This window comes from Mycolicibacterium canariasense, assembly GCF_002101555.1.
Classification (GTDB): Bacteria; Actinomycetota; Actinomycetes; order Mycobacteriales; family Mycobacteriaceae; genus Mycobacterium; species Mycobacterium canariasense.
The window spans coordinates 1-26895 of sequence record NZ_LQOL01000018.1; the positions used below are offsets into that span (position 1 = coordinate 1).

16 protein-coding genes and 1 pseudogene are annotated in these 26895 nt (G+C 69.3%); 5 read left to right on the plus strand and 12 right to left on the minus strand.

Annotated elements, in window-relative coordinates; translation table 11 throughout:
• Positions 1-459 (plus strand): annotated as a pseudogene (locus AWB94_RS34920) (hypothetical protein); the annotation flags it as partial.
• Here AWB94_RS34920 and AWB94_RS01750 read toward each other — a convergent pair.
• Positions 456-1946 (minus strand): GMC oxidoreductase, encoded by a 1491-nt coding sequence (locus AWB94_RS01750; protein ID WP_234811573.1) that lies wholly within the window; start codon positions 1944-1946, stop codon positions 456-458. The pseudogene AWB94_RS34920 and the gene AWB94_RS01750 overlap by 4 nt on opposite strands.
• 261 nt (positions 1947-2207) lie before the next feature.
• On the opposite strand from AWB94_RS01750, the gene AWB94_RS01755 reads away from it, so the two are divergent.
• The 3 genes from AWB94_RS01755 (at position 2208) to AWB94_RS01765 (ending at position 9876) form a co-directional block, all read left to right on the plus strand.
• The gene (locus tag AWB94_RS01755) at positions 2208-3356 is read left to right on the plus strand and encodes an alkane 1-monooxygenase (protein WP_109762676.1); all 1149 of its coding nucleotides are present in this window, start codon (positions 2208-2210) and stop codon (positions 3354-3356) included.
• 74 nt (positions 3357-3430) lie between these two features.
• The gene (locus AWB94_RS01760) at positions 3431-6673 is read left to right on the plus strand and encodes an arabinosyltransferase domain-containing protein (protein WP_062660084.1); all 3243 of its coding nucleotides are present in this window, start codon (positions 3431-3433) and stop codon (positions 6671-6673) included.
• 17 nt (positions 6674-6690) lie between these two features.
• Entirely contained in the window at positions 6691-9876 is a 3186-nt protein-coding gene (locus tag AWB94_RS01765) for an arabinosyltransferase domain-containing protein (RefSeq protein WP_109762702.1), read from the plus strand.
• 75 nt (positions 9877-9951) lie between these two features.
• Here the strand turns inward: AWB94_RS01765 and AWB94_RS01770 are convergent, their stop codons facing one another.
• Positions 9952-11154: an ankyrin repeat domain-containing protein gene (locus tag AWB94_RS01770; RefSeq protein ID WP_062660083.1), complete on the minus strand. Its 1203-nt coding sequence runs from the start codon at positions 11152-11154 to the stop codon at positions 9952-9954.
• A gap of 296 nt (positions 11155-11450) precedes the next feature.
• Between AWB94_RS01770 and AWB94_RS01775 the strand changes: the two genes are divergently transcribed.
• Positions 11451-12281 (plus strand): MBL fold metallo-hydrolase, encoded by an 831-nt coding sequence (locus tag AWB94_RS01775; RefSeq protein WP_062660237.1) that lies wholly within the window; start codon positions 11451-11453, stop codon positions 12279-12281.
• Here the strand turns inward: AWB94_RS01775 and AWB94_RS01780 are convergent.
• The 10 genes from AWB94_RS01780 to pks13 form a co-directional block, all read right to left on the minus strand.
• Positions 12244-14415, minus strand: a complete 2172-nt coding sequence (locus AWB94_RS01780; protein WP_062660082.1) for a heavy metal translocating P-type ATPase — start codon at positions 14413-14415, stop codon at positions 12244-12246. The two genes, AWB94_RS01775 and AWB94_RS01780, sit on opposite strands and share 38 nt — an antisense overlap.
• A gap of 10 nt (positions 14416-14425) precedes the next feature.
• Entirely contained in the window at positions 14426-14704 is a 279-nt protein-coding gene (locus AWB94_RS01785) for a DUF1490 family protein (protein WP_024452558.1), read from the minus strand.
• 38 nt (positions 14705-14742) lie between these two features.
• Entirely contained in the window at positions 14743-15039 is a 297-nt protein-coding gene (locus AWB94_RS01790) for a WhiB family transcriptional regulator (protein WP_234811574.1), read from the minus strand.
• A gap of 85 nt (positions 15040-15124) precedes the next feature.
• A complete protein-coding gene (locus AWB94_RS01795) occupies positions 15125-16126 on the minus strand; it encodes a DUF4331 family protein (RefSeq protein ID WP_036397829.1) in 1002 nt (333 codons plus the stop codon).
• A 44-nt stretch (positions 16127-16170) separates the two neighbouring features.
• The gene (locus tag AWB94_RS01800) at positions 16171-16620 is read right to left on the minus strand and encodes an RDD family protein (protein ID WP_234811575.1); all 450 of its coding nucleotides are present in this window, start codon (positions 16618-16620) and stop codon (positions 16171-16173) included.
• Complete coding sequence (locus tag AWB94_RS01805; RefSeq protein ID WP_064961427.1) at positions 16613-17050, minus strand: hypothetical protein; 438 nt, start codon at positions 17048-17050, stop codon at positions 16613-16615. The genes AWB94_RS01800 and AWB94_RS01805 overlap by 8 nt, the downstream gene beginning before the upstream one ends.
• Positions 17050-18414, minus strand: a complete 1365-nt coding sequence (locus AWB94_RS01810; protein WP_062660081.1) for a serine/threonine-protein kinase — start codon at positions 18412-18414, stop codon at positions 17050-17052. The genes AWB94_RS01805 and AWB94_RS01810 overlap by 1 nt, the downstream gene beginning before the upstream one ends.
• A gap of 90 nt (positions 18415-18504) precedes the next feature.
• Positions 18505-19920: a phytoene desaturase family protein gene (locus tag AWB94_RS01815; RefSeq protein WP_062660080.1), complete on the minus strand. Its 1416-nt coding sequence runs from the start codon at positions 19918-19920 to the stop codon at positions 18505-18507.
• 3 nt (positions 19921-19923) lie between these two features.
• Positions 19924-21498 (minus strand): acyl-CoA carboxylase subunit beta, encoded by a 1575-nt coding sequence (locus AWB94_RS01820; protein WP_062660079.1) that lies wholly within the window; start codon positions 21496-21498, stop codon positions 19924-19926.
• The gene (pks13, locus tag AWB94_RS01825) at positions 21495-26843 is read right to left on the minus strand and encodes a polyketide synthase Pks13 (RefSeq protein ID WP_062660078.1); all 5349 of its coding nucleotides are present in this window, start codon (positions 26841-26843) and stop codon (positions 21495-21497) included. The genes AWB94_RS01820 and pks13 overlap by 4 nt, the downstream gene beginning before the upstream one ends.
• Positions 26844-26895: the final 52 nt, after the last annotated feature.

A 26895-nucleotide genomic window follows, 5' to 3' on the forward strand; every position in this document is an offset into this window, starting at 1 on the left:
GCCACCCCGCCCCCCGCACCCGCCGTCCCACCCAACCCGTTGCAACTGCTGGCCGCCGTGGCCGGACCGCAACTGGCGGCCCTGAATCAGGGCCTGCACGGCAACATGCCACCGGTAACCGACCCGGCGCTGAACAACACCGCGCTGCAGGTGGCGCAGAACGTCGTTCCGCCGGCGATCGACCGGGCGAATCAGCCCGTGGACCTACCCGCCGTGCCTCCGGCGACCAACGGCCCCATCACATTGCCGCCGCTGCGCGACATCATCGACGGCATCCGCCCGGACCGCCAGAACGAGGACGCGCACTTCGGTCCGAACGTGCCGACACCGGCCACGCCGTATTACCAGCCCTCCGGGGCGACGGGAGACGCACCAGCGGCGAGCGCAGCGACGGGAGACGCAGCACCGGCGGACCCGCCGCCGCTGCCCGCGGAGGCCCCGCTGCCGCCGGCGCCCTAGTGCCGGCCGGCCAGGATGGCTTCGATATTGCGCTCGGCCAGCGCGGTGATCGACATGAACGGATTGCAGCCGATATAGCCGGGGACCAGTGACGCATCGTTGACGTAGAGGTTGTCGTAGCCGTTCACCCGGCCGAAGGCATCGGTGGCCTTTCCCCGAACGCATCCGCCCAGCGGGTGAACGGTGTTGGAGGCGAAGACGTTTCCATCGAACAGGTCGTCGCGGTAGTCGACGCCGTTGGCCTGGGTGACCTTGTCGAAGACGACCTTGGCCCGCTCGATCAGATGATCGGTGTGACTCTGCGGCCAGTCGATGCGGATGGAGTCGGACGCCTTGTCGTAGGTGATCTCGGAGCGGTCACCGGTCTTGACCATGACGTAGTAGCCAAGGGCGTTGGTCTCGACCGGTAAGGGCAGCGAGAACATGCTGGCGTACACCGGATTGTCGGGATCGTTGCGGCCGTCCAGGTTGATCATGCCCAGCAGGGACTGCTTGGTGCCCACCGGGTCGGCCGCGCCGGTGTTGTGCGCCACCATCACATCGCCGTTGTTGCCGTAGCCGCGGCCGATCTCGTCGGACAGGTCAGGCAGCGTGCCGGTCTCGCGGGCGCGCAACAGCAGCTCGTTGGTGCCCAGCACACCGGCGGCCAGATACAGCTGCTCACACCCGAATTCGTCGCGGGACTGCTCGGCACCCCACCGGTCGATACGCCGGGTGGACACCACGTACTCACCGGATTTCTCGCGACGGATACCGGTGACCTCGGTCAGGGTCTGCAACGTCACCTTGCCGGTCTGCACCGCCGCCGCGATGTAAGTCTGGTCCACGCTGCCGTCGCGGCCGTAGTTGTTGCCGAACTGGCACTCCCAGTCCAGCGCCGACAGCGGCACCTCACCGTTGGCCTCGCGCACCATGTAGTCGAACGAATAGGCGCTGCCGTTGTAGTCGACCGGGTATCCAGCGGCGTCGGCGTACTGACGGCCGACGCGCGCGTACTGGAAGTAGGGCGTCTGCTCGAACCAGTCCATGTTGCGGTAGTTGATCCGCAGCGCGGCCTTGGCCCGCTCGACATAGGTGCCCAGGAACTCCGCCGGGTCGATATCGGGGAAGGCCGCCCGCACCTGGTCCGGCGTCGGGATGGCCGCGATCGCGGCATTGACCATCGAGCCGCCGCCGACCCCCGTCCCGCGGAACACGTGATGGGCACCATGGGTGACCTTCTCGCAGATGCCGGCCTGCTTGGGCTGGGCGGACGGATTCTGGGCGGCGACCGCGGAGATGGACACGCCCCGGTACGACGTCACGATGCTGGGCGGGACGTCGGCGAACCAGCCCGCGCGGGTGTCCGCGGGCAGCATTTTGGTGAACCGTTTGCCGTCCGCGTCGGCGGTGTCCCACAGCCGGCCGCGCTCCAGCACCAGGGTCTGCACCCCGGCCTGAGCCAGCCTCAGCGCACTGACCCCGCCGCCGTAGCCGCTGCCGATCACGATCGCGCGGTAATACTTGCGCGAATCCGGACGATGTTCCGATCTGGAAAGGAGATATGCCCCCGCACCGGCACCGCCGAGGACGATTCCCGTGGTAGCGCCCAGGAATTTACGTCTTGTCAACTTAACTTGCGGTAGTGTCACAAATACCTCTCAGCAAATAAACCCCGAACCGCCGCCCGCCTTTGCGTGACGCAGGATTCCAGGTTAAGTTAAATAGTCACCACAGCTAATCGCTCGATACAACGGCAAGGACACAACGTGGCAGATCGAGAGGGCCTCCGCACGCCGAGCTGGCGTGACGCGAAGCGATACTTCTGGCTGCTCGGTGCCATTGTGCCCGGCCTTGTGCCGTTGGCGTGGCTACTCGTCCAGCTGACCGGCCAGGAAGTGTTCTGGTGGGTGGGGCCGGTCATGGCCTTCATGGTCGTCCCTGTACTGGATCACCTCGTCGGAAGCGCCGAGTCCGACGAATCCGAGCGCACCCTGGACTGGCTGGAAGACGACGCGTTCTACCGTTGGGTCACCTATCTCTACCTGCCGAACCAGTACCTCTCGCTGGTGTTCGCGTGCTGGCTGTGGAGCGGCGGCGGCTGGGTCACCATGAGCTGGCTGGACAAGGCCGGACTGATGCTCACCGTCGGAATTGTGGGCGGAATCTCAATCAACGCCGCGCATGAACTCGGTCACCGGCGCGCCACCGCCGAACGCCGGCTCAGCAAGCTCGCCCTGGCACAGACCGGCTACGGCCACTTCTACGTCGAGCACAACCGCGGCCACCACGTCCGGGTGGCGACCGCCGAAGATCCGGCCAGCGCGCGGCTCGGCGAGACGGTCTACCGCTTCATCCCGCGCTCGGTGCTGGGCGGCCTGCGGTCGGCCTGGAGCCTGGAACGCAACCGGCTGGCCCGGGCCGGCAGGTCGCCGTGGACGCTGCGTAACGAGGTGCTCAACGCCTGGTTGTTGAGCGCCGCGATGTTCATCGGGCTCAACGTGTGGTTCGGCGCCGTCGTCGCGCCCTGGCTGATCGGTCAGGCCGTCATCGGGGTGTGCTTGCTGGAGTCGGTGAACTATCTGGAGCACTACGGGTTGCGCCGGCAAAGGCTGGCCACCGGCCGCTACGAGCGGGTCGGGCCGCAGCACTCGTGGAACAGCAACACACTCATCGCCAATGTGTTCCTGTTCCATCTGCAGCGGCACTCCGATCACCACACCAATCCGCAGCGCCGGTACCAGACGCTGCGCCACGCCGACGAGGCGCCGCAGCTGCCGTTCGGGTACGGCACGATGCTGGTGCTGGCCTGGTGCACGCCGATCTGGCGGCGGGTGATGGATCCCCGGGTGCTCGACCACTACGACGGCGACATCAGCCGGGCCGCCCTGCACCCGGCCCGGACACCGGCCGCGTAACGCAGCCGAAAAGTCGGGCATCGCCGCGGGTCGCCCGGCCGGGCCCATAGCTACGTCGCATACTCTTGAGCCTCGTGCCCGCCAGGACTGCCCGACTCGTCGCCATCATCGCGGGCATCGTCGGCCTGCTGTTGTGTGCGCTGACCCCGCTACTTCCCGTCAACCAGACCACGGCCACCATCACGTGGCCGCAGGCCCCGAGCGCCGACGGGTTCGTCGGCGACGTGACCGCCCCATTGGTCTCCGGCGCGCCGCTGGCCCTGGACGTCTCCATCCCGTGCCAGGCGATGGGCTCGCTGCCGGCCTCCGGCGGACTGGTGTTCTCCACCATCCCGCCCGGCGGCATCGACGCGACCCGCAACGGGCTGTTCGTGCGCGCCACATCCGACACAGTCTTCGTCGCGTTCCGCGACACCGTCACCGCCGTGGCGCCGCGCGCCGCCGTCAGCTCCGGGGCCTGCAGCACGTTGCACGTCTGGGCCAACTCCGGTGGCGTCGGCGCCGACTTCGCGGGGATCCCCGGTGCCACCGGCACCGCGGCCGTCGAGAAGAAGCCTCAGGTGGCCGGTATCTTCACCGACCTCAAGGTCGCGCCCCAGCCTGGTCTGAGCGCGCGGGTGGACATCGACACCCGGTTCATCTCCAAGCCGACGGCGCTCAAGGCGATCGTGATGGATATCGGCCTGCTCAGCGTGCTGATCTCGATCGTGGCGCTGGCCCTGCTGGACCGCACGGCCGGGCACCGGGTGCGGCACGCCTGGGCACGGTTCTGGAAGGTCGGCTGGGCGGTCTGGCTTGCCGACGCAGCGGTGATCGGTGGGCTGCTGGTGTGGCATGTCATCGGCGCCATCTCCTCCGACGACGGCTACAACCTGACCATGGCGCGGGTGTCCGGCGAAGCCGGGTACGTGGCCAACTACTACCGCTACTTCGGCACCTCGGAAGCTCCGTTCGACTGGTACCAGCTGGTGCTCAAACACCTGGCGACCGTCAGCACCGCCGGGGTGTGGATGCGGCTGCCGGCCCTGCTGGCCGGTATCGGCACCTGGATCCTGGTGTCGCGCTGGCTGATCCCCCGGCTCGGGCGCACGCTGGCCACCAACCGGATCGCCGTGTGGACGGCGGCCGCGGTGTTCCTGGCCGCCTGGTACCCGTTCAACAACGGGTTGCGCCCCGAACCCCTGATCGCCTTCGGTGTGCTGGCGGTGTGGGCGCTGGTGGAGTACACCATCGCGGCCCGGCGGCTGTGGCCCACCGCCTTGGCCCTCGTCGTCGCGGTGTTCACCGTGACGCTGGCACCGCAGGGGCTGCTGGCACTGGCCCCGCTGCTGGTCGGCGCCCGCGCCGTGGTGCTGGTGATCCGCGACCGTCGTGCGGTGCTGCCCGCCCTGGCGGCGTTCGCCGCGGCGGCGTCGCTCATCGCGATCGTCGTGTTCCGGCGCCAGACGCTGGCCACCGTCGCCGAGGCGGTGCGCATCAAGTACACCGTCGGACCGACCATCTCCTGGTACCAGGAGTTCCTGCGCTACTACTTCCTCACCGTCGAGGACAGCGTGGACAGCTCCCTGACCCGGCGCTTCGCGGTGCTGACCATGCTGCTGTGCCTGTTCGGCATGATCGCCGTGCTGCTGCGCAAGGGCCGGATCCCCGGCCTGGCCGGCGGCCCGACCTGGCGGCTGATCGGCATCTGCGCGGTCGGCCTGCTGCTGCTGACGTTCACCCCGACCAAATGGGCCGTGCAGTTCGGCGCATTCGCCGGCATCGCCGGGCTGTTCGGCGCGGTGACCGCGTTCACGTTCGCGCGGGTGGGCCTGCACAGCCGGCGCAACCTCGCGCTGTACGTGACCGCGCTGCTGTTCGTCCTGGCATGGGCGACCTCGGGGCTCAACGGCTGGTTCTACGTCGGCAATTACGGGGTGCCGTGGTTCGACCGGCAGCCGGTGCTGGCCGGTCAGCCCGTCACCACCATGTTCCTGGTGCTGGCCATCATCACCGGTGTACTGGCCGGCTGGCTGCACTTTCGCATCGACTACGCCGGGCACACCGAGGTGGCCGACACCCGCCGCAACCGGGTGCTCGCCTCGACCCCGCTGCTGGTGGTGGCGATCATCATGGTGGTGCTCGAAGTCGGTTCGATGGCAAAGGGTTTCGTTCAGCGCTACCCCGCCTACACCACCGCCAAGGCCAACCTGTCGGCGCTGGCCTCCGGGTTGTCGGGCACCAGCTGCGCGATGGCCGACGACGTCCTGGTCGAGGCCGACCCGAATGCCGGGATGCTGCAACCGGTTCCGGGCCAGACGTATGGCCAGTACGGCCCGCTGGGCGGAGAGAACCCGGTCGGCTTCACCCCCAACGGCATCAGCGACACCCTGGAACCCCCGAAGCCGGTGGTGGCCAACCCGGGCACGGTGAACTCCGACGGCTCGCCCAACAAACCCAACGTCGGCATCGCGTACGCCGCGGGCACCGGCGGTGGTTACGGGCCCACCGGGGTGAACGGCTCGAATGTGTTCCTGCCGTTCGGATTGGACCCGGCGCGCACCCCGGTGATGGGTAGCTACAAGGAGAACTCCACCGCCGCCAAGGCCACCTCGGCCTGGTACCAGCTGCCGCCGCGCACCCCGGACCGGCCGCTGGTGACCGTCGCCGCGGCGGGTGCGATCTGGTACTACGACGAGGAAGGCGACTTCCACTACGGCCAGTCGCTGAAACTGCAGTGGGGTGTGCACCGGCCCGACGGCAGTTATCAGGCCCTCGAGTCGGTGCAGCCGATCGACGTGTTCGCCCAATACGCTTGGCGCAACCTGCGTTTCCCGCTGGCGTGGGCGCCGCCGGAGGCCAACGTCGCCCGGCTGGTGGCCGACGACCCGAACCTGTCCGACGACCAGTGGTTCGGTTTCACGCCGCCGCGGGTGCCGCAGCTGCAGACCGCGCAGCAGTTCCTCGGCTCGCAGACCCCGGTGATGCTCGACATCGCCACCGCCGCGAACTTCCCCTGCCAGCGGCCGTTCGCCGAGCACCTCGGGGTGGCGGAGCTGCCGCAGTACCGCATCCTACCCAACGTCAAACAAGTGGTGGTGTCGTCGAACATGTGGCAGTCCGCCCAGAAGGGTGGCCCCTTCCTGTTCATCCAGGCGCTGCTGCGCACGTCGACCATCCCGACGTATCTACGCGACGACTGGTACCGGGACTGGGGCTCGCTGGAGCGATACGACCCCGTCGTGCCGCCGGCCCAGGCGCCGGTTGCCGACATCCAGCAGGGCACCCAGCGGGTGTTCGGTTGGAGTAGGCCCGGACCGATCAGGGCGCTGCCGTGAACGGGGCCATGAGCGACATGAAAGACAACGTGAAGACCATCCGGTGGATCGCGATCATCGCCGGTCTGATCGGCTTCGTGTGCGCGGTGGCCACGCCACTGCTGCCCGTGGTGCAGACCACGGCGACGCTGAACTGGCCGGCGGCAAGCGCGACATCGGGTACCGCGGGGCAACTGGACAGTGTCACCGCACCGCTGATCACCCAGACCGCGGTGAACATGACGGTGACGGTGCCGTGTGAGGTGATCAGGTCCGCACCGCCGGCCGGCGTGCTGGTGCTGGGCACCGCACCGAAGGACGGCAAGCAGGCCGCGCTCAACGCGCTGTTCGTCAACGTCACCTCCTCGCGGGTGGACATCACCGACCGCAACGTGGTGATCGCCAGCGTGCCGCGCGCGAAAGCCGCTGCCTGCCAGCGCATCGAGATCACCTCGTCGGAACAGGGCACGTTCGCCACCTTCGTCGGGCTGCCGGGCGGTGACCAGCGCACCGGCTTTCCCGACCCCAACCTGCGCCCGGCCATCGTCGGCGTGTTCACCGAGCTGACCGGCCCTGCGCCGCAAGGGTTGTCGCTGTCGGCCACGATCGACACCCGCTTCACCACCAAACCCACCGCGCTCAAACTGGCCGCCATCCTGTTGGGCATCGTGGCCACCGTCGTCGCGCTGTTCGCGTTGTGGCGGCTGGACCAGTTGGACGGCCGGCGGATGCAGCGGCTGATCCCGACCCGCTGGCGCACCGTCACCCCGGTCGACGGTGTGGTGGTCGGCGGGTTCCTGCTGTGGCATGTGGTCGGTGCCAACTCCTCCGACGACGGCTACATCCTGCAGATGGCCCGGGTCGCCGACCACGCCGGGTACATGTCCAACTACTTCCGCTGGTTCGGCAGCCCGGAGGACCCGTTCGGCTGGTTCTACAACCTGCTGGCCCTGATGACCCATGTCAGCGACGCCAGCATCTGGATGCGGCTGCCGGATCTGGTGTGCGCGCTGGTGTGCTGGCTGCTGCTGTCCCGGGAGGTGCTGCCCCGGCTGGGGCCCGCCGTCATCGCGAGTCGGCCCGCGCTGTGGGCGGCGGGGTTCGTGCTGATGGCGGCGTGGATGCCGTTCAACAACGGTCTGCGCCCCGAGGGGCAGATCGCCACCGGCGCGCTGATCACCTACGTGCTGATCGAACGGGCCATCACGTCGGGCCGGCTCACCCCGGCCGCCATGGCGATCATCTCCGCCGCGTTCACCCTGGGTATCCAGCCCACCGGGCTGATCGCGGTGGCGGCGCTGCTGGCCGGTGGCCGGCCCATCCTGCGCATCGTGGTGCAGCGCCGGCGTCGGGTCGGGTTGTGGCCGCTGATCCTGCCGCTGCTGGCGGCCGGCACCGTGATCCTGACGGTCGTGTTCGCCGACCAGACCCTGGCAACGGTGTTGGAGGCCACCAGGATTCGCACCGCGATCGGGCCCAGCCAGGAGTGGTACACCGAGAACCTGCGCTACTACTACCTGATCCTGCCGACCGTGGACGGCTCGCTGTCGCGCCGGTTCGGCTTCATGATCACCGCGCTCAGCCTGTTCGCCTCGATGTTCATCATGTTGCGTCGCAAACGCATTCCTGGTGTGGCCCGCGGACCGGTATGGCGGTTGATGGGCATCATCTTCGCGACGATGTTCTGCCTGATGTTCACCCCCACCAAGTGGGTGCACCACTTCGGGCTGTTCGCCGCCGTGGGTGCGGCGATGGCCGCCGTGGTGACGGTGCTGGCCTCACCGGTGGTGCTGCGCTCGGCCCGCAACCGGATGGCGTTCACGTCGGCCGTGTTCTTCGTGATGGCACTGTGTTTCGCCACCACCAACGGCTGGTGGTACGTGTCCAGCTACGGGGTGCCGTTCAACAACGACAAGCCCGCGATCGGCGGGATCACGGTCAGCGCCATCTTCTTCGCGTTGTTCGCCATCACCGCGGTGTGGGCGTACTGGCTGCACTTCGCGCCGCGCAACGGTGGCGAGAGCACGGTGATCCGGCGGCTGACGGCCGCGCCGGTGCCGGTGGCGGCGGGCTTCATGGTGACGGTGTTCGTGGCGTCCATGCTGTTCGGCGTGGTGCGCCAGCACGGGACCTACAGCAACGGGGAATCGAATATCAAAGCTTTCGCCGGCGGCTGCGGCCTGGCCGACGACGTGCTGGTCGAACCCGACCCCAACCAGGGCTTCCTGACCGCGCTGCCCGGTGACTACGGTCCCCTTGGCCCTCTGGGCGGGGTCAAGCCGGTGGGCTTCACCCCCAACGGGGTGCCGGATCACATTGTCGCCGAAGCGATTCGGCTGACGTTGCCGATGCCGGGCACCGACTACGACTGGGACGCCCCGGTGAAGCTGACCACCCCCGGTATCAACGGTTCGACCGTGCCGTTGCCGTACGGCCTGGACCCGACCCGGGTGCCGCTGGCCGGCAGCTTCGCCAGCGGCGCGGCCCAGCAGGAGGCCCGGCTGGCCTCGGCGTGGTACCAGCTACCGCCGCCGGACGCCGCGCACCCGCTGGTGGTCGTCACCGCGGCGGGCACCATCACCGGCAACAGCATCTTCAACGGCCTCACCCAGGGGCAGCCGGTGGAACTCGAGTACGGCAAGCCCGGACCCGACGGCACGCCGGTGGCCGCCGGGCGGGTGGTGCCCTATGACATCGGCCCGCTGCCGTCCTGGCGCAACCTGCGCTACGACCGGCGCCAGATCCCCGGCGATGCCACGTTCGTTCGCGTTGTCGCCGAGGACAAGTCGCTGTCGCAGGGCGACTGGGTCGCGATCACCCCGCCGCGGGTGCCGCAGCTGAAGACGATCCAGGAGTACGTCGGGTCGCAACAACCGGTGCTGATGGACTGGGCCGTCGGCCTGGCGTTCCCCTGCCAGCAGCCGATGCTGCACGCCAATGGCGTCACCGACGTCCCGAAGTACCGGATCACGCCGGACTACAACGCGAAGATGAAGGACACCGACACCTGGCAGGACGGCATCAACGGCGGCCTGCTCGGCATCAGTGACCTGCTGCTGCGGGCCCATCTGATGGCGACCTACCTGAACAAGGACTGGGGCCGGGACTGGGGTTCGCTGCGCCGCTTCGAGACCATCGTCGACGCACGGCCCGCCGACATCGAACTGGGCTCCGCGACACACTCGGGCCTGTACTCCCCCGGCCGGATCCGAATCAAGCCGTAGCGTTTCTTCCGCGAGCGGCCGTGTCTGCACGCAACACGCCGTGCGTGCCTGGCATTTTGGGGCCGCTCGCGGAGCTCAGGTGGGACGCACCCGGCCTAACAGGTCGGCCGCCTCGGTCTGGTAGGCGTGCTCGGCCCAACCCTGCGGGGTGGCGTCGAAGCGCAGATCGGTGATGCCCGGGTCCGCCCCGGCCGCGAGCAGCCGCTCGATCAGGTCCACGTCGCCCGCCCACGCCGCGTGGTGCAGCGGGGTGGCACCTTCGGCGTCGCGCTGGTTGGGGTCGACGGGGAACGTCACCGGCCGCAACTGCGCGCCGGAGGTGTCGATGCCGTGCCGGGCCAGCAGCGCCAACCGCTCGGCGAAGCCGTGTTCGGCGGCCCACTGCACCTGCCGCCGCCACATCTGCTCGCGGGTCTCCATCGCCTCACCGAGGCGGCGCTCCCACGGACTGGGACCGACGCCGGCCAGCCCGTGGGCGAACAGCAGCCGCAGGTGCGAGTCGTCGGCGCCGAACATCCGGTTGTACAGCGTCTGCTGATCGGCCGGATGTGCCCCGCGCCCCAGCAGCAGGGCGGCCAGTTTGTCGGCATCCGGGTGCCGGGGCTGCCGGCGGGGCCCCTGCTCGCCCTCGCCGAACACCCCGGTCAGCACGGTGAACGGGGTGGACATGCCGCACCACAGGTAGCCGTCGTCGGGGTCGGCACCGGCGTCGACCAGGACGCGGGCGGCGGCCGGGGCATCACCGGGCACCCGGCTGTAGGCCAGGTACAGCAGCGGCGACCACCGGTACGGGCCGCCGCGGGCGGTCGCCGATTCGGTGCGCAGGTGGTGGGCCACGGCGTCCGGGTCGGCGGCCGCGGCGGCCGCCCAGATGTGTCTGCCCACCAGATCCGGTTGCGCGGCCAGCAGGTCCGCGGCGGCCTGCCGGCGAGGTGGGGCGTCGGCGGCGTCGTAGCGCAGTACTGCCAGGGCGCAGAACCGGTCCTGCGGCGCCAGGGCATCCTCGTCGACGCCGTCGGGGTCTACGCTGAGTCCGGCGGCCGTGCGCAGATAGCCCACGAGAGCCGGCCAGCCGGTGAAGCCGTACTGTCGCGCGACCGTCAGCTGCGCGTCGTGTAGCGCGAAAGCCGTTCGGGCAAGCGCTGTTTCGGGTCGTGGATGGTGGTTACGCACCGTCGCGCGGGCGTCCGCGGCCCCGGCGCGTACGGCCCTCTGCAGGGCGCGGGCGTCGGTGCGGAGCCGAACCAGGGACGGATTGGCGGGCAGTGTGCTGGCCATGACGGCCTCCTCTCGGGTGCCCGGCGTCCGCGAGGTCGGGCCGAGAAGAGGTCGGTCCTGGTGTGGTACTGCTGCAGGGGGGCTGGGCCCCTTCGAGCGGACGTCGGGCGGTCCTGCGCGCCTGCACCGCAACCTACCCGACTGCGCCGTACCGTCAAGGCATGGCCGACCGTGATTCGATTGCCGGCACCGCCGGCGGTGATTCGACTGCCGGCACCGCCGACGGTAATTCGACTGCCGGCACCGCCGGCGGGCATGTCCGCCTCGGGACCGCCGTGCTGACCCGTGTGGTGGAGATGATGTTCGAACCGTCGGCCGCGGTGTTCGGCCAGACACCGGCGCAGGCATGGACCGACAACGCCGAACTGCTGGTGCCGACGTTCTACCGGCCCGACACCCAGAAGTGGCGGGTGTCCGTGCAGTCCTGGGTGATCGACGTCGACGGGTTGCGGATCGTGGTGGACACCGGCGTGGGTAACGGCAGGCGCCGGACCATCCCGGTGCTGGATCAGCTGAACACCGATTTCGCGGCCGCCCTCGGCCGCGCGGGTGTCCCACCGGAGAGTGTGGACGTGGTGGTCAACACGCATCTGCACAGCGATCATGTCGGCTGGAACACCTGGCGCGTAGACGACGCCTGGGTACCGTTCTTTCCCAATGCCCGATACCTGTTCCCGGCGGCCGATTTCCGGTTCTTCGAGCCGGGCGGCACCGGCCACGACGAGGCCACCGCGTTGGTGTTCGACGACAGCATCGCGCCGGTGTATGCCGCCGGGCAGGTCGAAATGTTCAGCGGCGATCATCAATTGAGCGAATCGGTGTGGCTACGGCCGGCGCCGGGACACACCCCGGGCTCCTCGGTGGTCTGGCTGGACGCGGGCACGCCGGCGGTGTTCGTCGGGGACCTCACCCACTGCCCCATCCAGATTCCCCGGCCCGACGACGCCTGCGCATTCGACGTGGACGGTCCGGCGGCCGCGGCCACCCGCAGACGGATCTTCACCGAGGCGGCCCGCCGGCGGGCCGCCGTGGTGCCCGCGCACTATCCCGGGCATGGCGGCGCGACCATCGTCGCCCGCGGGGACGCGTTCATGGTCGACGACTGGCTGGACCTGGAGCCGATCTGACCGGGCTCAGTTCGGCCCGGATCAGCCGGGAACTGTTCGCCACCACGGCGACCGAGGACGCGTTGTGCAGCACCGCGGCCAGCACGGGCGACAAGGCGCCGCCCGCACCGATGGCCAGGCCGATCGCGTTGACGGCGATGGACATCGCGTAGTTCTGCCTGATCACGGTCACCGCGGCGGCACCCAGCGAGCGCACGTCCAGTAGCCGGCGCAGGTCATCGCTGGCCAGGGCGACGTCCGCGGTTTCGACGGCGACGTCCGTGCCCCCGAGACCCATCGCCACGCCGATATCGGCGGCCGCCAGCGCGGGCGCGTCGTTGACGCCGTCGCCGACCATGGCCACCACATGGCCCGTCGCACGCAATTCGCGCACCACCTCCAGCTTGTCCTCGGGCAGCACCTCGGCCCGCCACTCGGTGATGCCGAGCTCCTCGGCGACGGCCCGCGCCGTCTCCGGATGATCACCGGTGAGCATGACGATCCGGCGAACACCCGCGGCGCGCAGCGCCGCCAGCACCTCGAGCGCCTCGGGACGCACCTCGTCGCGCAGGCTGATCAATCCGACCAGCGCACCGTCCACGGCCAGCAGCAGCGGCGTCTCGGCCTGCCGCTGCAGCCGCGTCACCCATTCGGTCGCCTTCTTGGTGACCCGCACCTTCTCCTGCCGGAGCAGCGCCGGGCTGCCCAGTAGCAAGGTCCGCCCGTCGGCGCGGGTCCGCATGCCCAGGCCGACCAACACCTCACATTCCTCGTGCGGTGGGATGACGATGTGGCGTTCCTCGGTCGAGCGGATGACCGCCTGAGCGAGCGGATGCCTGGCGTGGATCTCCGAACTGGCCGCGTAGGCGAGTACCTCGTCGGGCTGCCAATCCTTTTTGAAGGCAATGATACTGGTGACCACGGGCCGGCCCACGGTCAAGGTTCCGGTCTTGTCGAACACCACCGCGTCGACCTGGCCGGCCTGCTCCAGATGCGAGCCGCCCTTGACCAGGATGCCGCGCCGGGCACCATTGCCGATGGCGGCGCTGATGGCCGTCGGGGTGGCCAGTCCCACGGCGCAGGGGCACGCCACCAGCAGCATGGTCATGGCTCGGCGGACATCACGGCTGAGCAACAGGGTCACGCCGGCCAACAGAAACGAGGCCGGGACGAACCGTCTGGAGAAGTTCTCCCCGACGGTCTGGATGGGCGCCCGGTCGTGCTGCGCCTCCTCGACCCGCGTGATGATCCGGCCGATCGCGGTCTGCGATCCCACCGCGGCGGCACGCACCACGATCCGCCCCTGCATCACGACGGATCCGGCGTGCACCGGTTCGCCGGTGCGTTTGGCGACCGGTAGCGTCTCGCCGGTGATCGCCGACTGGTCGATCACCGCGTCGCCGTCGACGATGTCACCGTCGACCGGCACCGCGACCCGCTCGTGCACGACGACCTCGTCACCGACGGCGAGGGTGTCGATGGCGACCTGCACCTCGGTGCCGTCGGTCAGCCGGATCCACGCGGTGTCCTGGTTTCCGGTGAGCAGATCGGCGATCGCGCGCCGGGTCCGGCGCAGGGTCAGATCCTGAAGGTACTCACCGATATTCAGCAACCACAGCACCGTCAGCGCCACCACGTTCTCTCGCAGCACCAAGCTCGCGACGGTGGCCGCCGACACCAGCACGTCGGTGCCCATGGAGCGGCCGCGCCGCAGGGCACGCAGCGCCCCGCGCAGAAATGGATAGCCGGTGAAGATGGTGACCGCGGTGGCGAACAGCCTGGTGGTCGGACCGAGGATCGGTGGCCGCGCCAGCACATATCGCCGGATCCCCAACACCCCGAGGGCCGCCCCACCCAGGCCCATCCGCATGATGTCGCCGCTGCGCACATCGGCGGAATGCGGAGCTCGGGTCGACAGCTCGGACTTCGGCATGGCCAGCGCCTCGGTGACCGCCGCCAGCAGCGTGTCGACATCGGCACGGGCCGGCGAATACCAGATGACCACCGCACCGGTCCGCGGATAGGCGTGCACCGCACGCACCCCCGGCACGCGCAGCACGGTGTCCTCGATCAGCACCGCCCGCGGCGTCTCGTTGCGGAAGCCGTCGGCTTGCAACCGAATCCGGCCTGCCGCATCCGATATGACGGTGGGCATGACGGGACCCTCAGTGCTCGTGATCGTGGCCGGCCGCCGCGGGTGGAGGCGCCTCCTCACCGATGCGTTCGCGCGCCTCGGCGACCACGTCCCCGACGGCCAGGCGGGCGCGCTCGGCGCTCTCTTCGGCCTTGCGCACCCCACGCAGACCCCAGGCGGTCACCGTCACAGTCGCTTCCCGTGCGGGCAGCTTGGCCGCGGTCTTCCGTAACGCCTCGTACGCGGCCACTCCCACCGCACCCGTGACCACCGTGGACGCGGCCTTTGCCACCAATCCGTGCCACACCATCAGGCCATCCCCTTCCCGTCCGGCAAATTCGTTTCAGACTACTCGGCCGCGAGCCGTTCCAGCCGCCGTCGCTCACCGGGTGTGGTACCACCCCAGATACCTTGTGGTTCAACATTTTTGACGGCATGGTCAAAGCACTTCGCTTGCACCGCACATGCCCGGCAGATGCGCTTGGCGGCCTCTTCACGCTCGGCTCGACGCACCCGGCTCTCGTGATCCGGCGGAAAGAAGATGTCGGCCGACATCCCCCGGCAACGCGCCCGCAGACGCCATTGTGCATGCATCAAGCCGCGCGCGCGGCTGTCGCCGCGGCACCGGATGTGCGGCTCACGCATCACCCCACCGCCCGTCGATTTCGACAATGGTTTTCATTAGCGCGCGCTACGCTACCCACTCGACAGCGGTTTGTCGACGCGGCCCCTAGTGCGGCGGCCCCAGATACGGGAAGACGTCCAGGGTGTCGGTGTGCGGGTGCAGGCCGCTCGGCGGGCACTCGCCCTTGGTCAGCGAGGCCAGCCGGTAGTCGATGACATCGTCGGTGAACACCCGGCCGTTCGGGTACTTGGCGGGCTCGGCCGGGTTGTAGGTCAGCATGTCGGGCAAGATGCCTTCGGCGTCGATCGCGGCGACCGCCTCGTCGTGCGAGTAGCCGCCGGTGTGGCCGAGCAGGTGGACGAACTGACCCAGCCAGCGGGTGCGGTCATGGACGGGTTCGCTGGCGTTGTACTCCTCCTTGGTCTCATCGGTGTTGAAGAAGCTGCTCACCGAGGGGTGTCCGGCCCGGTCCACGTGCACCAGCTCACCGTCGCGGCGCACGCTGCACCGGCCCCAGATCCTGATGTCCGGTGCCGCACCGAGTTTCACCGTCGGCAACTCCAGCACCATCGAGCACACATTGGCCTCGATATTGGAATCCACACCGGTCCACGGTGATTCGCCGCCGAGATGCGGTGCGGTGAAATTCCGTCCGCCGGTGATGTCGAACAGGTTCTTGATCCCGTCGAAGTCGAAGAAGAACGCATCGCTGCGCGCCCCCGCGAAGAACAGGTACTCACCCTCGCGGGCGATGACGGGCGCCTTGTCGAAGGACACCGGTACGGCGTCGAAGATCCGCTCCCCCACCGCTTCCGGTGATCGGGCCTCCGCACCGACCGCGAGGTAGACGTCGACGGTCTGGCGGTCCTGCACGGGCTCGGAGAAGACGTAACTGAACGCGATGTCGTTGCGCAGGTCGCCGTCGTTGTCGATGGCGAGCCGGTAGATGGCGCCGGGATGCAAGGCGTCGGCGTTCGGGTTGGCGTTGAGGATCAGCACGGTGTTGGCGGGGTTGGCCGGTGACTGAAACGCGTACAGATCGCACAGATCCAGGCGTTGGTCACCGAGCGGTGGGCCGAGGGACAGACCGGTGAAGTGGTTCGACATACCGCCATCCAACTCCGGATCGGCGCTGCCCGCAGGACTTTGGGTCAGGGCCGCACATAACTGACCCGGCTGCCGAACACGATGTCCTGCAAGGACCTTCGCCGCCGGTCCACGGCCACCCACAGCAACCCGACGGGCAGCAACACACAGGCAACGGCGCGTAACAGCGCGACCGCGGGTGTCAGCCGGTTCCCGCTGCGCCCAGTTACCCGTAGCCCCATGGTCACCGACCCCACCGTGCAGCCCGAGACCGCCCAGCACGCGGTCAGGTAACCGACGGCGACGACGAACAGCACCGCGGTGGAGAACACCGCACCGACGGTGGGCACCCGGAACGCGGCGGGATGGAACATCAACCGGGTCAGCAGCAGACCGAGATAGATCGCCGCCATCACGACCCCGACGACCACCAGGTCGATCACGGCGGCGATACCGCGGCTGACGACACCGGCGGTACGGGTCTCAGGCACGCCCGCGGTGCGGGCATCAGACACGCCCGCGGCCCAACAGTCGGTCGACGAAACCGGCCACCAGATCGTCGGCTCGTTCGCCCTGGCTGCGCACGTCGGTCATGACCTCGGCGGTGACGGACTCGGTGGACTGCCGGATGATGGCCGGCAGGTCGATTCCCTCGACCACCTCGTCGGCCAGTGCCACCAGATCCACCCTGCGCCGCACCAGTTCGTTGAGGTCGAGTTCGTCGAGCACCCGCTCCACCAGCTGCACCGCGACCGCGACGATCACCGCCGTCACCGGTTCGATGGCCCGCTCGCCGCGGGCGGCCAGCCCGGTGCGGGTCTGATGCAGCAGATGGCCGATCACCGGCAGCCGTTCGGCGCCCCGATACACCGCGGCCGCCCCGCCCACGGCGGTGGCAGCCATTCCGGCGGCGAGCTTCACCGCCGGCGGCGGCTCATCGGACATCAGGCTCTGCCATTGCCGCGCATGATGTCCTCGAGGCATTTCAACCGCGTCTGATGCGTCTGGTCCACGCATACCCGCACCGGTCCCTCGGTTTCGGGGGCATAGGTCTGCTCCCCCTCGCTGGGCGTGGCGGCGGGCGCGGACGGCTGCGTCACCTGCTGGCTCAGCGACCAGATGGTGGTGCTCGCATTCGGCAGCTGGGCGCAGTAGGCCGGTGCCCCGGACTCGGCGACCCCGGCCGCGCCCAGGGTCGCGCAGTCGGCGCCGATCACCACGACCGGGATCGGCGGGGCCTGCGGGGGTGGCGCTGTGGTCGGGGTGGTTTTGGCCTGCTGCGTCGCCGGCGCGCTGCCGGACCCGCTGAACGCGCCGAAGGCGAACGCGACCGCGGCGGCCACGATCGCCACGAGCACCACCACGGCCGGGATGAGCAGTTTGGACCGCGATCTGGCGGGGACGGCGTGCGCCTTGGCGTGCCGCGGCCCCGACGCCGGCACGGCGAGCATGGTGGCGTCGGATCCCGGCGTGCCGATGCGGTGTTCCAGGGCGCGGACGAAGTCCATGCACCGGCCGTACCGCTGCACCGGGTTCTTCGCCAGCGCCCTGTCGAAAACCGGACCGAGACTGGACAATTCGGGCCGGCGGTCACCGATGGGTGGTGGGTTGGCGGTCAGGTGCTGGCTGATCACCACCGCCGGGTTGGAGTGCTGGAACGGCGGTGCCCCGGTGAGCAGCTGGTAGGCGGTGGCCGCCAGCGCGTACTGATCGGCGCGGCCGTCTATCTCGGCGCCGGTCAGCTGCTCGGGCGCCGCGTAGGCCACCGTGCCGACGGTCATGTTGGTGCCGGTCAGATTGCTGGTCTCACCGGTCCGGCGGGCGATGCCGAAATCCGCCAACAGGATTCGCTCATCGGGTGTACCCGGATTGGAGATCAGGATGTTGGCCGGCTTCACGTCGCGGTGCAGCAGGCCCTTCTGGTGGGCGTAATCCAGCGCCTCGGCGACCGCGGTGACGATGCGCACCACGTCGTCGGCGGGCATCCCGTCCGGGTAACGCTCGGCGAGCAGCGCCCCGGCGTCGGTGCCCTCGACGTAGTCCATGGCGATCCACAGTTGCCCGTCGACGTCACCGCGGTCGTGCACCTCGACGATGTGCGGGTGCCACAGCGTGGCCGCGATATCGGCCTCCCGTTCGAAGCGCTGCCGGTATTCGGAGTCCGCGCACACGGTGGCGCCGAGCACCTTGAGCGCGTCCCGGCGGGGCAGCCGCGGGTGCTGGGCCAGGTACACCTCCCCCATGCCTCCGGCGCCCAGTGACCGTACGACGGTGTACCCGGCGATCACCTGGCCTTCCACGAGCGGCATGGCCGAAGTGTAATGCCTGATCAGAGCTGGTGTGCCGCATCTTCGCAGGTACCGGTGCGCACCTGGTCAGCGCGGTGGTGAGGCCGGAGATCAGCGCCGCAGATACGCCAGCGCGTCGGCGGCGGCATGGGCGCCGCACATGCCGTGGGCACCGGGGCCGGGCGGGGTGGCCGCCGAGCACAGGTACATGCCGGGGATGCCGAGCCGGTAAGGGTGCAGCGTGGGCCGCGGCCCGAACACCAGCTGGCGGATGTCCTTGGCGCCGGTGTTGATGTCACCGCCGACGTAGTTGGGGTTGTACACCGATATCTCGGTGGTCGACCGGACCGCCATGCCCACCACCCGGTCGCGGAAACCGGGTGCGAAGCGTTCGAACTGCCCGATGATCGCCTCGGTGGCGTCCCCGCCGTACCCGTGCGGCACGTGCGCATACGCGTAGACCGGGTGGATGTCGCCGACCGAGCGGCCCGGATCGGCCAGGTACTGCTGGCCGACGATGATGAACGGGCGGGCCGGCATGCGGCCGGCCTGGATATCGCGTTCGGTGGCGGCGATCTCGGCAAGCTCCCCGCCCAGGTGCACGGTGCCGGCGCGGCGCGCCCCCGGGTTCGTCCAGGGCACCCCGCCTTCGACGGCGAAGTCCACCTTGAAAGCCCCTGGGCCGTAACGGAACCGCCGCAGCGCCCGGCCGACCCGCCGGGGCAGCCGGTCACCGAGGATGCCGGCCACCGCGGTCGGCGCCAGGTCGAAAACGGTCACATCGGCGCGCGGCAGCTGGGCTGCGGCATCGATCCGCACCCCGGTCTGCACGGTGCCGCCGAGGTCGGCCAGTGTCGCGGCCAACGCATCGGCGATCGCCTGCGAGCCGCCTTCGGCGACGGCCCAGCCGTGCCGGTGCCCGGTGGTCACGATGCCCAGGCCGATCGCCGAGGTCATCGGCAGCTGCAGTGGGCGGAAGGTGTGCGCGGCGACGCCGCCGAACAGGGCCGCGGCGGCCGGCGTCCGGAAGGCACGGGTCAGCACCGTGACCGGCAGCAGCGTCGGCAGACCGAAACGGGCAAGGGCCAGTGGATGTTTCGGCACGTGCAGCAGCGGCCCCAGGATGTCGCGCTCCAGCAGGTCGTACCGGCTGACCGGGCCGGCGAACAGCGCCCGCCACCGCGCACCGTCGGCGCCCAGAGCCGCGGCGGTGGCCTCGACACTGCGGTACAGCAGTCCGGCGCCGCCGTCGTCGAGCGGGTGTGCACAGTCGATTTCGGGCCAGCGCCAACGCAATCCGTGCCGCGCGAGGTCCAGCCCGGCGAGGAAGGGTGAGCCGACGGCCATCGGGTGGATGGCCGCGCAGTGATCGTGCACCAAGCCGGGGACGATCGCTTCCCCGGACCGGAGGCCGCCACCGACCCGATCGGCCGCCTCCAGCACGGTGACCTGGACGCCGGCCCGGGCCAGGGTGATAGCGGCGGCCAGCCCGTTGGGGCCGCCGCCCACCACCACCCCCGTCGTCATCGGTTACAGCGGCGTCAGGCCGTGCTTGCGCTGCACCTTCTTCAGATTCTGCTTGTCCCGCAACAGATGCAGGGACTTGCGCAGCAGCAGCCGGGTCTGGTGCGGCTCGATGACACCGTCGATGTAGCCGCGCTCGGCGGCGATCCACGGGGTGGCCAGGTTGAGGTTGTACCCCTCGATGAAGTCGGCGCGGATCTTCTGCACCTCCGGCGCGGTGGGATCCGGGAAGCGCTTGACCAGCAGCTGCGCCGCACCCTCGGCGCCGATCACCGCGATCCGCGCGGTGGGCCAGGCGTAGTTCAGGTCGGCGGACAGCTGCTTGGAGCCCATCACCGCGTAACCACCGCCGTACGCCTTGCGCACGATGATGGTCACCTTCGGCACGTCGGCCTCCACGATGGCGTTGAAGAACCGGCCACCGCGCTTGATGATGCCGCCCTTCTCCTCTTCGACGCCCGGCATGGCACCGGGGGTGTCGACGACGAAGACCAGCGGCAGGTTGAACGAGTCGCAGAACCGGATGAAACCGGCCGCCTTGTCCGACGCCTCGTTGCCCACCGCACCGGACATGTGCATCGGCTGGTTGGCGATGACGCCGACCGGGCGGCCGTCCACCCGGGCGAAGGCGGTGATCATGGACGGGCTGCGCTGATCGGCGATCTCGAAGACGTCACCGTCGTCGAAGATGCGCAGCAAGACCTCGTGCATGTCGTAGGCCTGGTTGTCCGAGTCCGGCACGATCGTGTCGAGCTCCAGGTCGGACGCGGTGATCTCGGGCTCCAGGCCCGGGTTGACGATCGGCGCATCGTCGAAGTGGTTGGGCGGCAGGAAGCTCAGGTAGTCGCGGACGTACTGGTAGGCCGCCGCCTCGGACTCGACCACCTTGTGGATGTTGCCGCGCTCGGCCTGCACGTCGGCACCGCCCAGCTCGTCGAAGGTGACGTCCTCACCGGTGACGTCCTTGATGACGTCCGGGCCGGTGATGAACATGTAGCCCTGGTCGCGCACCGCGACGATCAGGTCGGTCTGGATCGGCGAATACACCGCGCCGCCGGCACATTTGCCGAAGATCAGGGAGATCTCCGGGACCAGTCCGCGGAGCATCTCGTGGCGGCGGCCGAGTTCGGCGTACCAGGCCAGTGAGGTGGCGGTGTCCTGGATGCGGGCACCGGCCGAGTCGTTGATGCCGATGATGGGGCAGCCGACCATGGCGACCCACTCCATCAGCTTGGCCACCTTGCGGCCGAACATCTCCCCGACCGACCCCTGGAACACCGTCTGGTCGTGGCTGAACACCCCGACCGGGCGGCCGTCGATGGTGCCGTGCCCGGTGACCACGCCGTCGCCGTAGAACGCGTTCGGGTCACCCGGGGTGCGGGCCAGGGCGCCGATCTCCAGGAAGGTGCCCGGATCCAGCAGGGCGTGGATACGCGCCCGCGCCGACGGGATGCCCTTCTTGTCGCGGCGGGCCTTGGCCTTCTCGTCGCCGGGATCCTGGGCCAGCGCCAACTTCTCGCGCAGTTCGGCCAGTTTCTCGGCCGTGGTGGCCGCGGGCTGTGCCGTCGGGGTTTCCGTCACTTGTTCGCGTCCTTCTCTGCCGGGCTATCGGTCGCTTCGTTCTCGATACGGTTGATGGCCTCGCTCATGTGCGCGCCGACCTTGGCGATATAGGGCTCGTCGATGGCCTGGATGTGTTCGCCACCGATGTGCACCACCTCCAGGTCCTTGACCGCTTCACCCCAGCCGCCGTCGGGCTGGCGGGTGGCGTAGGCGGGCTCGAACACGATCGCGTCATCGTGATACCGGTCGGCCATGTACAGCGTGACGTGACCGTCGTAGGGCCGCAGTTCGATGGTGTCCAGGGCCCGGTTGTCCAGGTACGACGTGCGCTGGTGCTCGACGATGCCGCCCGGGATCTGCACCCCGCTCTGCGCGACGATGTCCAGCACGAACTTCACCTGGCCCTCGTCGTCGAGTTTCTCCAGCTCCTCGTAGGGGATCTCGGGAATCTCGACGTTGAAGGTGCGCTCGGCGAACCGGGCGTAGCGGTCCCAGCGGGCCCGCATCCCGGCCTGCGACTGGTCGATCGGTACACCGGGGCGCACACAGTCGATCAGGCCGACGAACCGCACATCGGCACCGTGCTGCTTCAGGCCGATCGCGCAGGCGTAGGCCAGCGCCCCGCCGAGCGACCACCCGGCGAGCAGAAACGGACCCTTGTGCAGGTCAAGCAGTTTGGGCACGTACTCGGCGGCCCGTTCCTCGATGGATCCCTCGACCCGTTCGATGCCGTACACCGGGGTGTCGGCGGGCAGCCGCTTGATCAGTGGCTCGTACACCACCGTCGACCCGCCGGCCGGGTGGAACACAAACAGCGGCACCGCGTTCGATCCCTCTTTCGGCGCCCGCAGGGTGCGCACGAAACCGTCGACCATGCCGTCCTCGAGCTGATTGCGCACCACCGTCGCGAGTTCTTCGATGGTCTTGGCGCCCACCACGTCCTCGACGGTGATGGTGCCCTCGGCGCGTTCGGACAACCGCTGGGCCATCTTCTCGGCGGCCGAAGCCTCCAGGGCGGGCAGCTCGTTGAAGATGCCGCCAGGCGACTTGCCGGTGACGATCGCCCAGGTGGCGAAGGTGACCCGCTCGGCCGCGTCGCGCGGCGGCACGTCGGCGCCGAGCGCCTCGGTGACGGCCTCCTGGGTCAGCACCTTGGCGGCGGCCGCCGCGGCGGTCGCCTTGCTAGGACCCGATGGGTCGGTCGGCGGGGCCGGGATGGTCGGAGCCGCAGCAGCATTCGCGGTAGGACCACTCGGATCGGTGGGCGGGGCCGGAATGCCGGCGGCCGGCGAGCCGTCGGTCTCCCTCTGCCCCAGCGGATGCCCGGCCTCGGTCAGCTTGGCCTCCAGCTCGGCCACCGTCGAGGCACCACCCAGCAGTTCGGCCTGCGCGGCCGCGATCTCCTCCGCGGTCTGGCCCTTCTGGGATTCGGCGATCTGGTCCACCTCGTCGCGGTGCTCGATCGCGTACTTGATCAGTTCCTCGACGTTGTACAGGTTGGCGTCGCGCACCGCGGTCAGCTGGATCGGCGGCAGGTCGAAGTCGTATTCGACGCGGTTCTTGATCCGCACCGCCATCAGCGAATCGAGGCCGAGCTCGATCAGCGGCACCTCCCACGGCAGGTCCTCGGGCTCATACCCCATGGCGCCGCCGACGATGGCGCCGAGCCGGTCGGCCACCGTCTCACCGGAATCCGGCGACCACTTGGCGAACTGCGCGGCCAGACCGGCACCGGCGGTCAGGTTGTCCTGCAATATGGCCGCGTCATCCGCGGCCGGTGCCGGCGCCGCCTCGGTCACCGGCTCGGCCGCGATCGCGACACCCGTGGCGACAGGCAGCGCGCCGCCGGCACCGTTGCGGGTCACCACGGCGTCGTACACCAGGGTGAAGGACTCGCCGATACGCGCGTGCACCTGCACGGTGGCGCCACCGGGATGGCGCGACAGGGTGGTCACCAACCGGGCCTCGTCACCGGGCACGGCGCGCTGCTCGAAGGCCGTCAACGCGGCGTCCGGAAGCACCTGGGTGGCAGCGGCTTTCACCAGCGCCGCCAGATCGGTCTCCCCGTTGGGGGCGTACTCCCACACGTGCCTGCCGTCCGGGGTCGCCACGTGGGTGCCCGGCATCAACACCGAGTTGTCGCCGGAGAACCGGGCGTCCAGCCAGTGCGCCTTGCGCTTGAACCGGGTGGGCGGGATGGCGGCGAACTCGCCGGGCCCGAACAGCGTGCGCGGGTCCAGGTCGTGGCCGTGCACGAACAGGTGGGCCATGGCCGTGGTCATCGAGTCGACCTCGTCCTGCTTGCGCGCCAGCGTCGCGATGAGCTGCGCGTCGTGCAAGCCCGCGCTGGCGGTGGTCAGGCCAACCTGCATGAGCGCCACCGGGTTCGGGGCCAGCTCCAGGAAGGTGGTGTGCCCGTTGTCGACGGCGTTGCGAATGCCGTGGGTGAAGTAGACGCTGTGCCGCAGGCCCTTCTTCCAGTACTCCACATCGTGGATCGGCTCGGCGCCCGCGCGGATCAGCTTGCCCTCGTGCACCGTCGAGAAGTACGCCGTCTGCAACGGGTGCGGCTGGATGCCCTGGATCTCGGCGGACAGCTCACCCAGCAGCGGGTCCATCTGCTGGGTGTGGCTGGCGCCCTTGGTCTGTAGCTTGCGGGCGAACTTGCCCTCGGATTCGGCACGGGCGACAATCGCGTCGATCTGCTCGGGCGGACCGCCGATGACAGTCTGGCTGGGGGCGGCGTACACGCACACCTCCAGGCCGGGGAAGTCCGAGAAGACGGTCTTGATCTCGTCGGCGGAGTACTCGACCAGCGCCATCAGGCGGATGTACTCACCGAACAGCATGGCCTCGCCCTCACCCATGAGGTGGGCGCGTGAGCAGATGGTGCGGGTCGCGTCGGCCAGCGACAGGCCACCGGAGAAGTACGCCGCGGCGGCCTCGCCGAGCGACTGTCCCACCACCGCGCCGGGATGGGCGCCGTGATGCTTGAGCAGTTCACCCAGGGCGATCTGGATGGCGAAGATCACCGTCTGGACGACCTCGATGGGGTACTCGCAGGTCTCGTTGGTGTAGTCGATGGCGTCGTCGAGGATCAACTCCACGACGGAGTAGCCGCGCTCGTCCTGGATGTGCGCGTCGACCTTGTTGATCCACTCCGCGAAGACCTCGTTGCGCAGGTAGAGGTCCTTGCCCATCTTGCGGTGCTGCGCGCCGAAACCGGCCAGCACCCAGACCGGGCCGTTGGTGACGGGCCCGTCGGCGGAGAGCACCAGCGGGCTCTGCTTGCCTTCGGCGATCGCCCGCAGGCCCTTGACGGCCTCGTCGTGGTCGTGCGCCAGCACCACCGCGCGGGACCGGCCGTGGTTGCGCCGCGACAGCGACCGGCCGATCGACTCCAGCGACGCGGCGCGGCCGTCCTCGCTGTCGATCCAGTCGGCCAGTTCAGCCGCGGCGGCCTTCTTCCGGGACGTCAGGAAGCCCGAGATAACCAGCGGCACAATCGGATTTGGCGGTTCTTTGCCCTCCAGCTCCTGACGGCCGGCCTCGATCAGACGCTGGGCCGCCTCGGTCAGGCCGGGCAGCTCGAAGGAGCCTTCCTCGTAGCTCGGGTACTCCTGCTCGAACTCGCCGTACTCGTTCATCTGGATGCCGCCGGCGAACTCGGCCGCGGCATCGTCGGACGACTTCTCCTGCACCGCATCGGATTCCGGCTCCGGTTCGACCAGATCCGAGGGCAGCACCTCACGCAGCACCAGGTGCGCGTTGGCGCCACCGAAGCCGAAGCCCGAGACCCCGGCGACGGCGTGCCCGCTGTAACGCGGCCAGTCCGAGACGGTGTCGTTGACCTTGAGGTGCTCCTTGTCGAAGTCGATGTAGGGGTTGGGGCCCGCGTAGTTGATGGACGGCGGCAGCTTGTCGTGCTGCAGCGCCAGCGTCATCTTGGCCAGGCTGGCCGCACCGGCGGCCGACTCCAGGTGTCCCACATTGGATTTCACCGCACCCAGCAGCGCGGGCTTGTCCGCGGCGCGACCCCGGCCGATGACCCGCCCCAGCGCGTCGGCCTCGATCGGGTCTCCGAGGATGGTTCCGGTGCCGTGCGCCTCGACATAGTCGACGACGCGCGGGTCGATACCGGCGTCCTTGTAGGCCTTGCGCAGCACCGCTTCCTGCGCGTCGGGATTCGGCGCCAGCATGCCGTTGGACCGGCCATCGTGGTTGACCGCGCTGCCCGCGATGACCGCCAGGATCTGGTCGCCGTCGCGGCGGGCGTCGGACACCCGCTTGAGCACCAGCATGCCGCCACCCTCGGAGCGGGCGTACCCGTCGGCGTCCGAGGAGAACGACTTGATCCGGCCGTCCGGGGCCAGCACGCCGCCGACCTCGTCGAAGCCGATGGTCACCAGCGGGGTGATCAGTGCGTTCACGCCGCCGACGACGGCGACGTCGGCCTCACCCGAGCGCAGCGCCTGCACACCCTGGTGCGCGGCGACCAGCGAGCTGGAGCAGGCGGTGTCGACCGACACCGACGGGCCGCGGAAATCGTAGAAGTAGGACACCCGATTGGCGATGATCGCGGTCTGGTTGCCGGTGATGGCGTACGGGTGGGTGACCGTCGGATCGGCCAGCGACAGGTAGGAGTAGTCGTTGTTGGAGCTGCCGATGTACACCGCGACGTTGCCGCCGCGCAGGCTCGATGCCGGGATCCGGGCGTGCTCGAGCGCCTCCCAGGTCAGCTCGAGGGCCATCCGCTGCTGCGGATCGATGTTGTCGGCCTCCATCTTCGACAGCGCGAAGAACTCGGCGTCGAACCCCTTGATATCGGAGAGGTAGCCGCCGCGGGTGCGGGCCTTGGCCACCCGCTCGGCGATCCGCGGCTCACCGAGGAACTCCTCCCAGCGGCCCTCGGGCAGGTCGGTGATGGCGTCGCGGCCTTCCAGCAGCGCCGTCCACATCTCGGCGGGGGTGTTCATGTCCCCGGGGAAGCGGGTCGCGACACCGACGATGGCGATGTCCTCCACACCCTCCGGGCGCGACCAGTCCTCGTCCTCGCCGGTGGCGGGCTCGGGTTCGCCTTCGACGATCACCTGGGCCAGCGCCTCGATGGTGGGGTGCCGGAAGGCCATGGTGGCCGTCACGGTGACCCCGGTGAAGTCCTCGATATCGCTGGCCATCGCCACCGCGTCGCGGGAGGACAGGCCGAGCTCGACCATGGGCGCCGCGTCGTTGATGCTGTCGGCCGGCTGGCCGGTGGCGTTGGCGATCCAGTTGCGCAGCCAGTCGCGCATCTCGTTGACCGTCAGGTCAGGGCGCACCGGGCCAGTTTCAGAGTTCTGCGAATTCTCGCTGTTTTCAGTCATTCTCATTCACTTTCGCCGCCGTGCGGCCTTGATGACGGGCCGGTTGTGTGCG

What these genes read in the sequence shown, in the direction of transcription:
- AWB94_RS01805 (WP_064961427.1), bottom strand. Translation starts at nt 17,050, where the DNA reads ATGTCCGATGAGCCGCCGCCGGCGGTGAAGCTCGCCGCCGGAATGGCT.
- AWB94_RS01780 (WP_062660082.1), bottom strand. Translation starts at nt 14,415, where the DNA reads ATGCCCACCGTCATATCGGATGCGGCAGGCCGGATTCGGTTGCAAGCC.
- AWB94_RS01770 (WP_062660083.1), bottom strand. Translation starts at nt 11,154, where the DNA reads ATGGCCAGCACACTGCCCGCCAATCCGTCCCTGGTTCGGCTCCGCACC.
- pks13 (WP_062660078.1), bottom strand. Translation starts at nt 26,843, where the DNA reads ATGACTGAAAACAGCGAGAATTCGCAGAACTCTGAAACTGGCCCGGTG.
- AWB94_RS01810 (WP_062660081.1), bottom strand. Translation starts at nt 18,414, where the DNA reads ATGCCGCTCGTGGAAGGCCAGGTGATCGCCGGGTACACCGTCGTACGG.
- AWB94_RS01775 (WP_062660237.1), top strand. Translation starts at nt 11,451, where the DNA reads ATGATGTTCGAACCGTCGGCCGCGGTGTTCGGCCAGACACCGGCGCAG.
- AWB94_RS01785 (WP_024452558.1), bottom strand. Translation starts at nt 14,704, where the DNA reads ATGGTGTGGCACGGATTGGTGGCAAAGGCCGCGTCCACGGTGGTCACG.
- AWB94_RS01765 (WP_109762702.1), top strand. Translation starts at nt 6,691, where the DNA reads ATGAAAGACAACGTGAAGACCATCCGGTGGATCGCGATCATCGCCGGT.
- AWB94_RS01795 (WP_036397829.1), bottom strand. Translation starts at nt 16,126, where the DNA reads ATGTCGAACCACTTCACCGGTCTGTCCCTCGGCCCACCGCTCGGTGAC.
- AWB94_RS01790 (WP_234811574.1), bottom strand. Translation starts at nt 15,039, where the DNA reads ATGCGTGAGCCGCACATCCGGTGCCGCGGCGACAGCCGCGCGCGCGGC.
- AWB94_RS01815 (WP_062660080.1), bottom strand. Translation starts at nt 19,920, where the DNA reads ATGACGACGGGGGTGGTGGTGGGCGGCGGCCCCAACGGGCTGGCCGCC.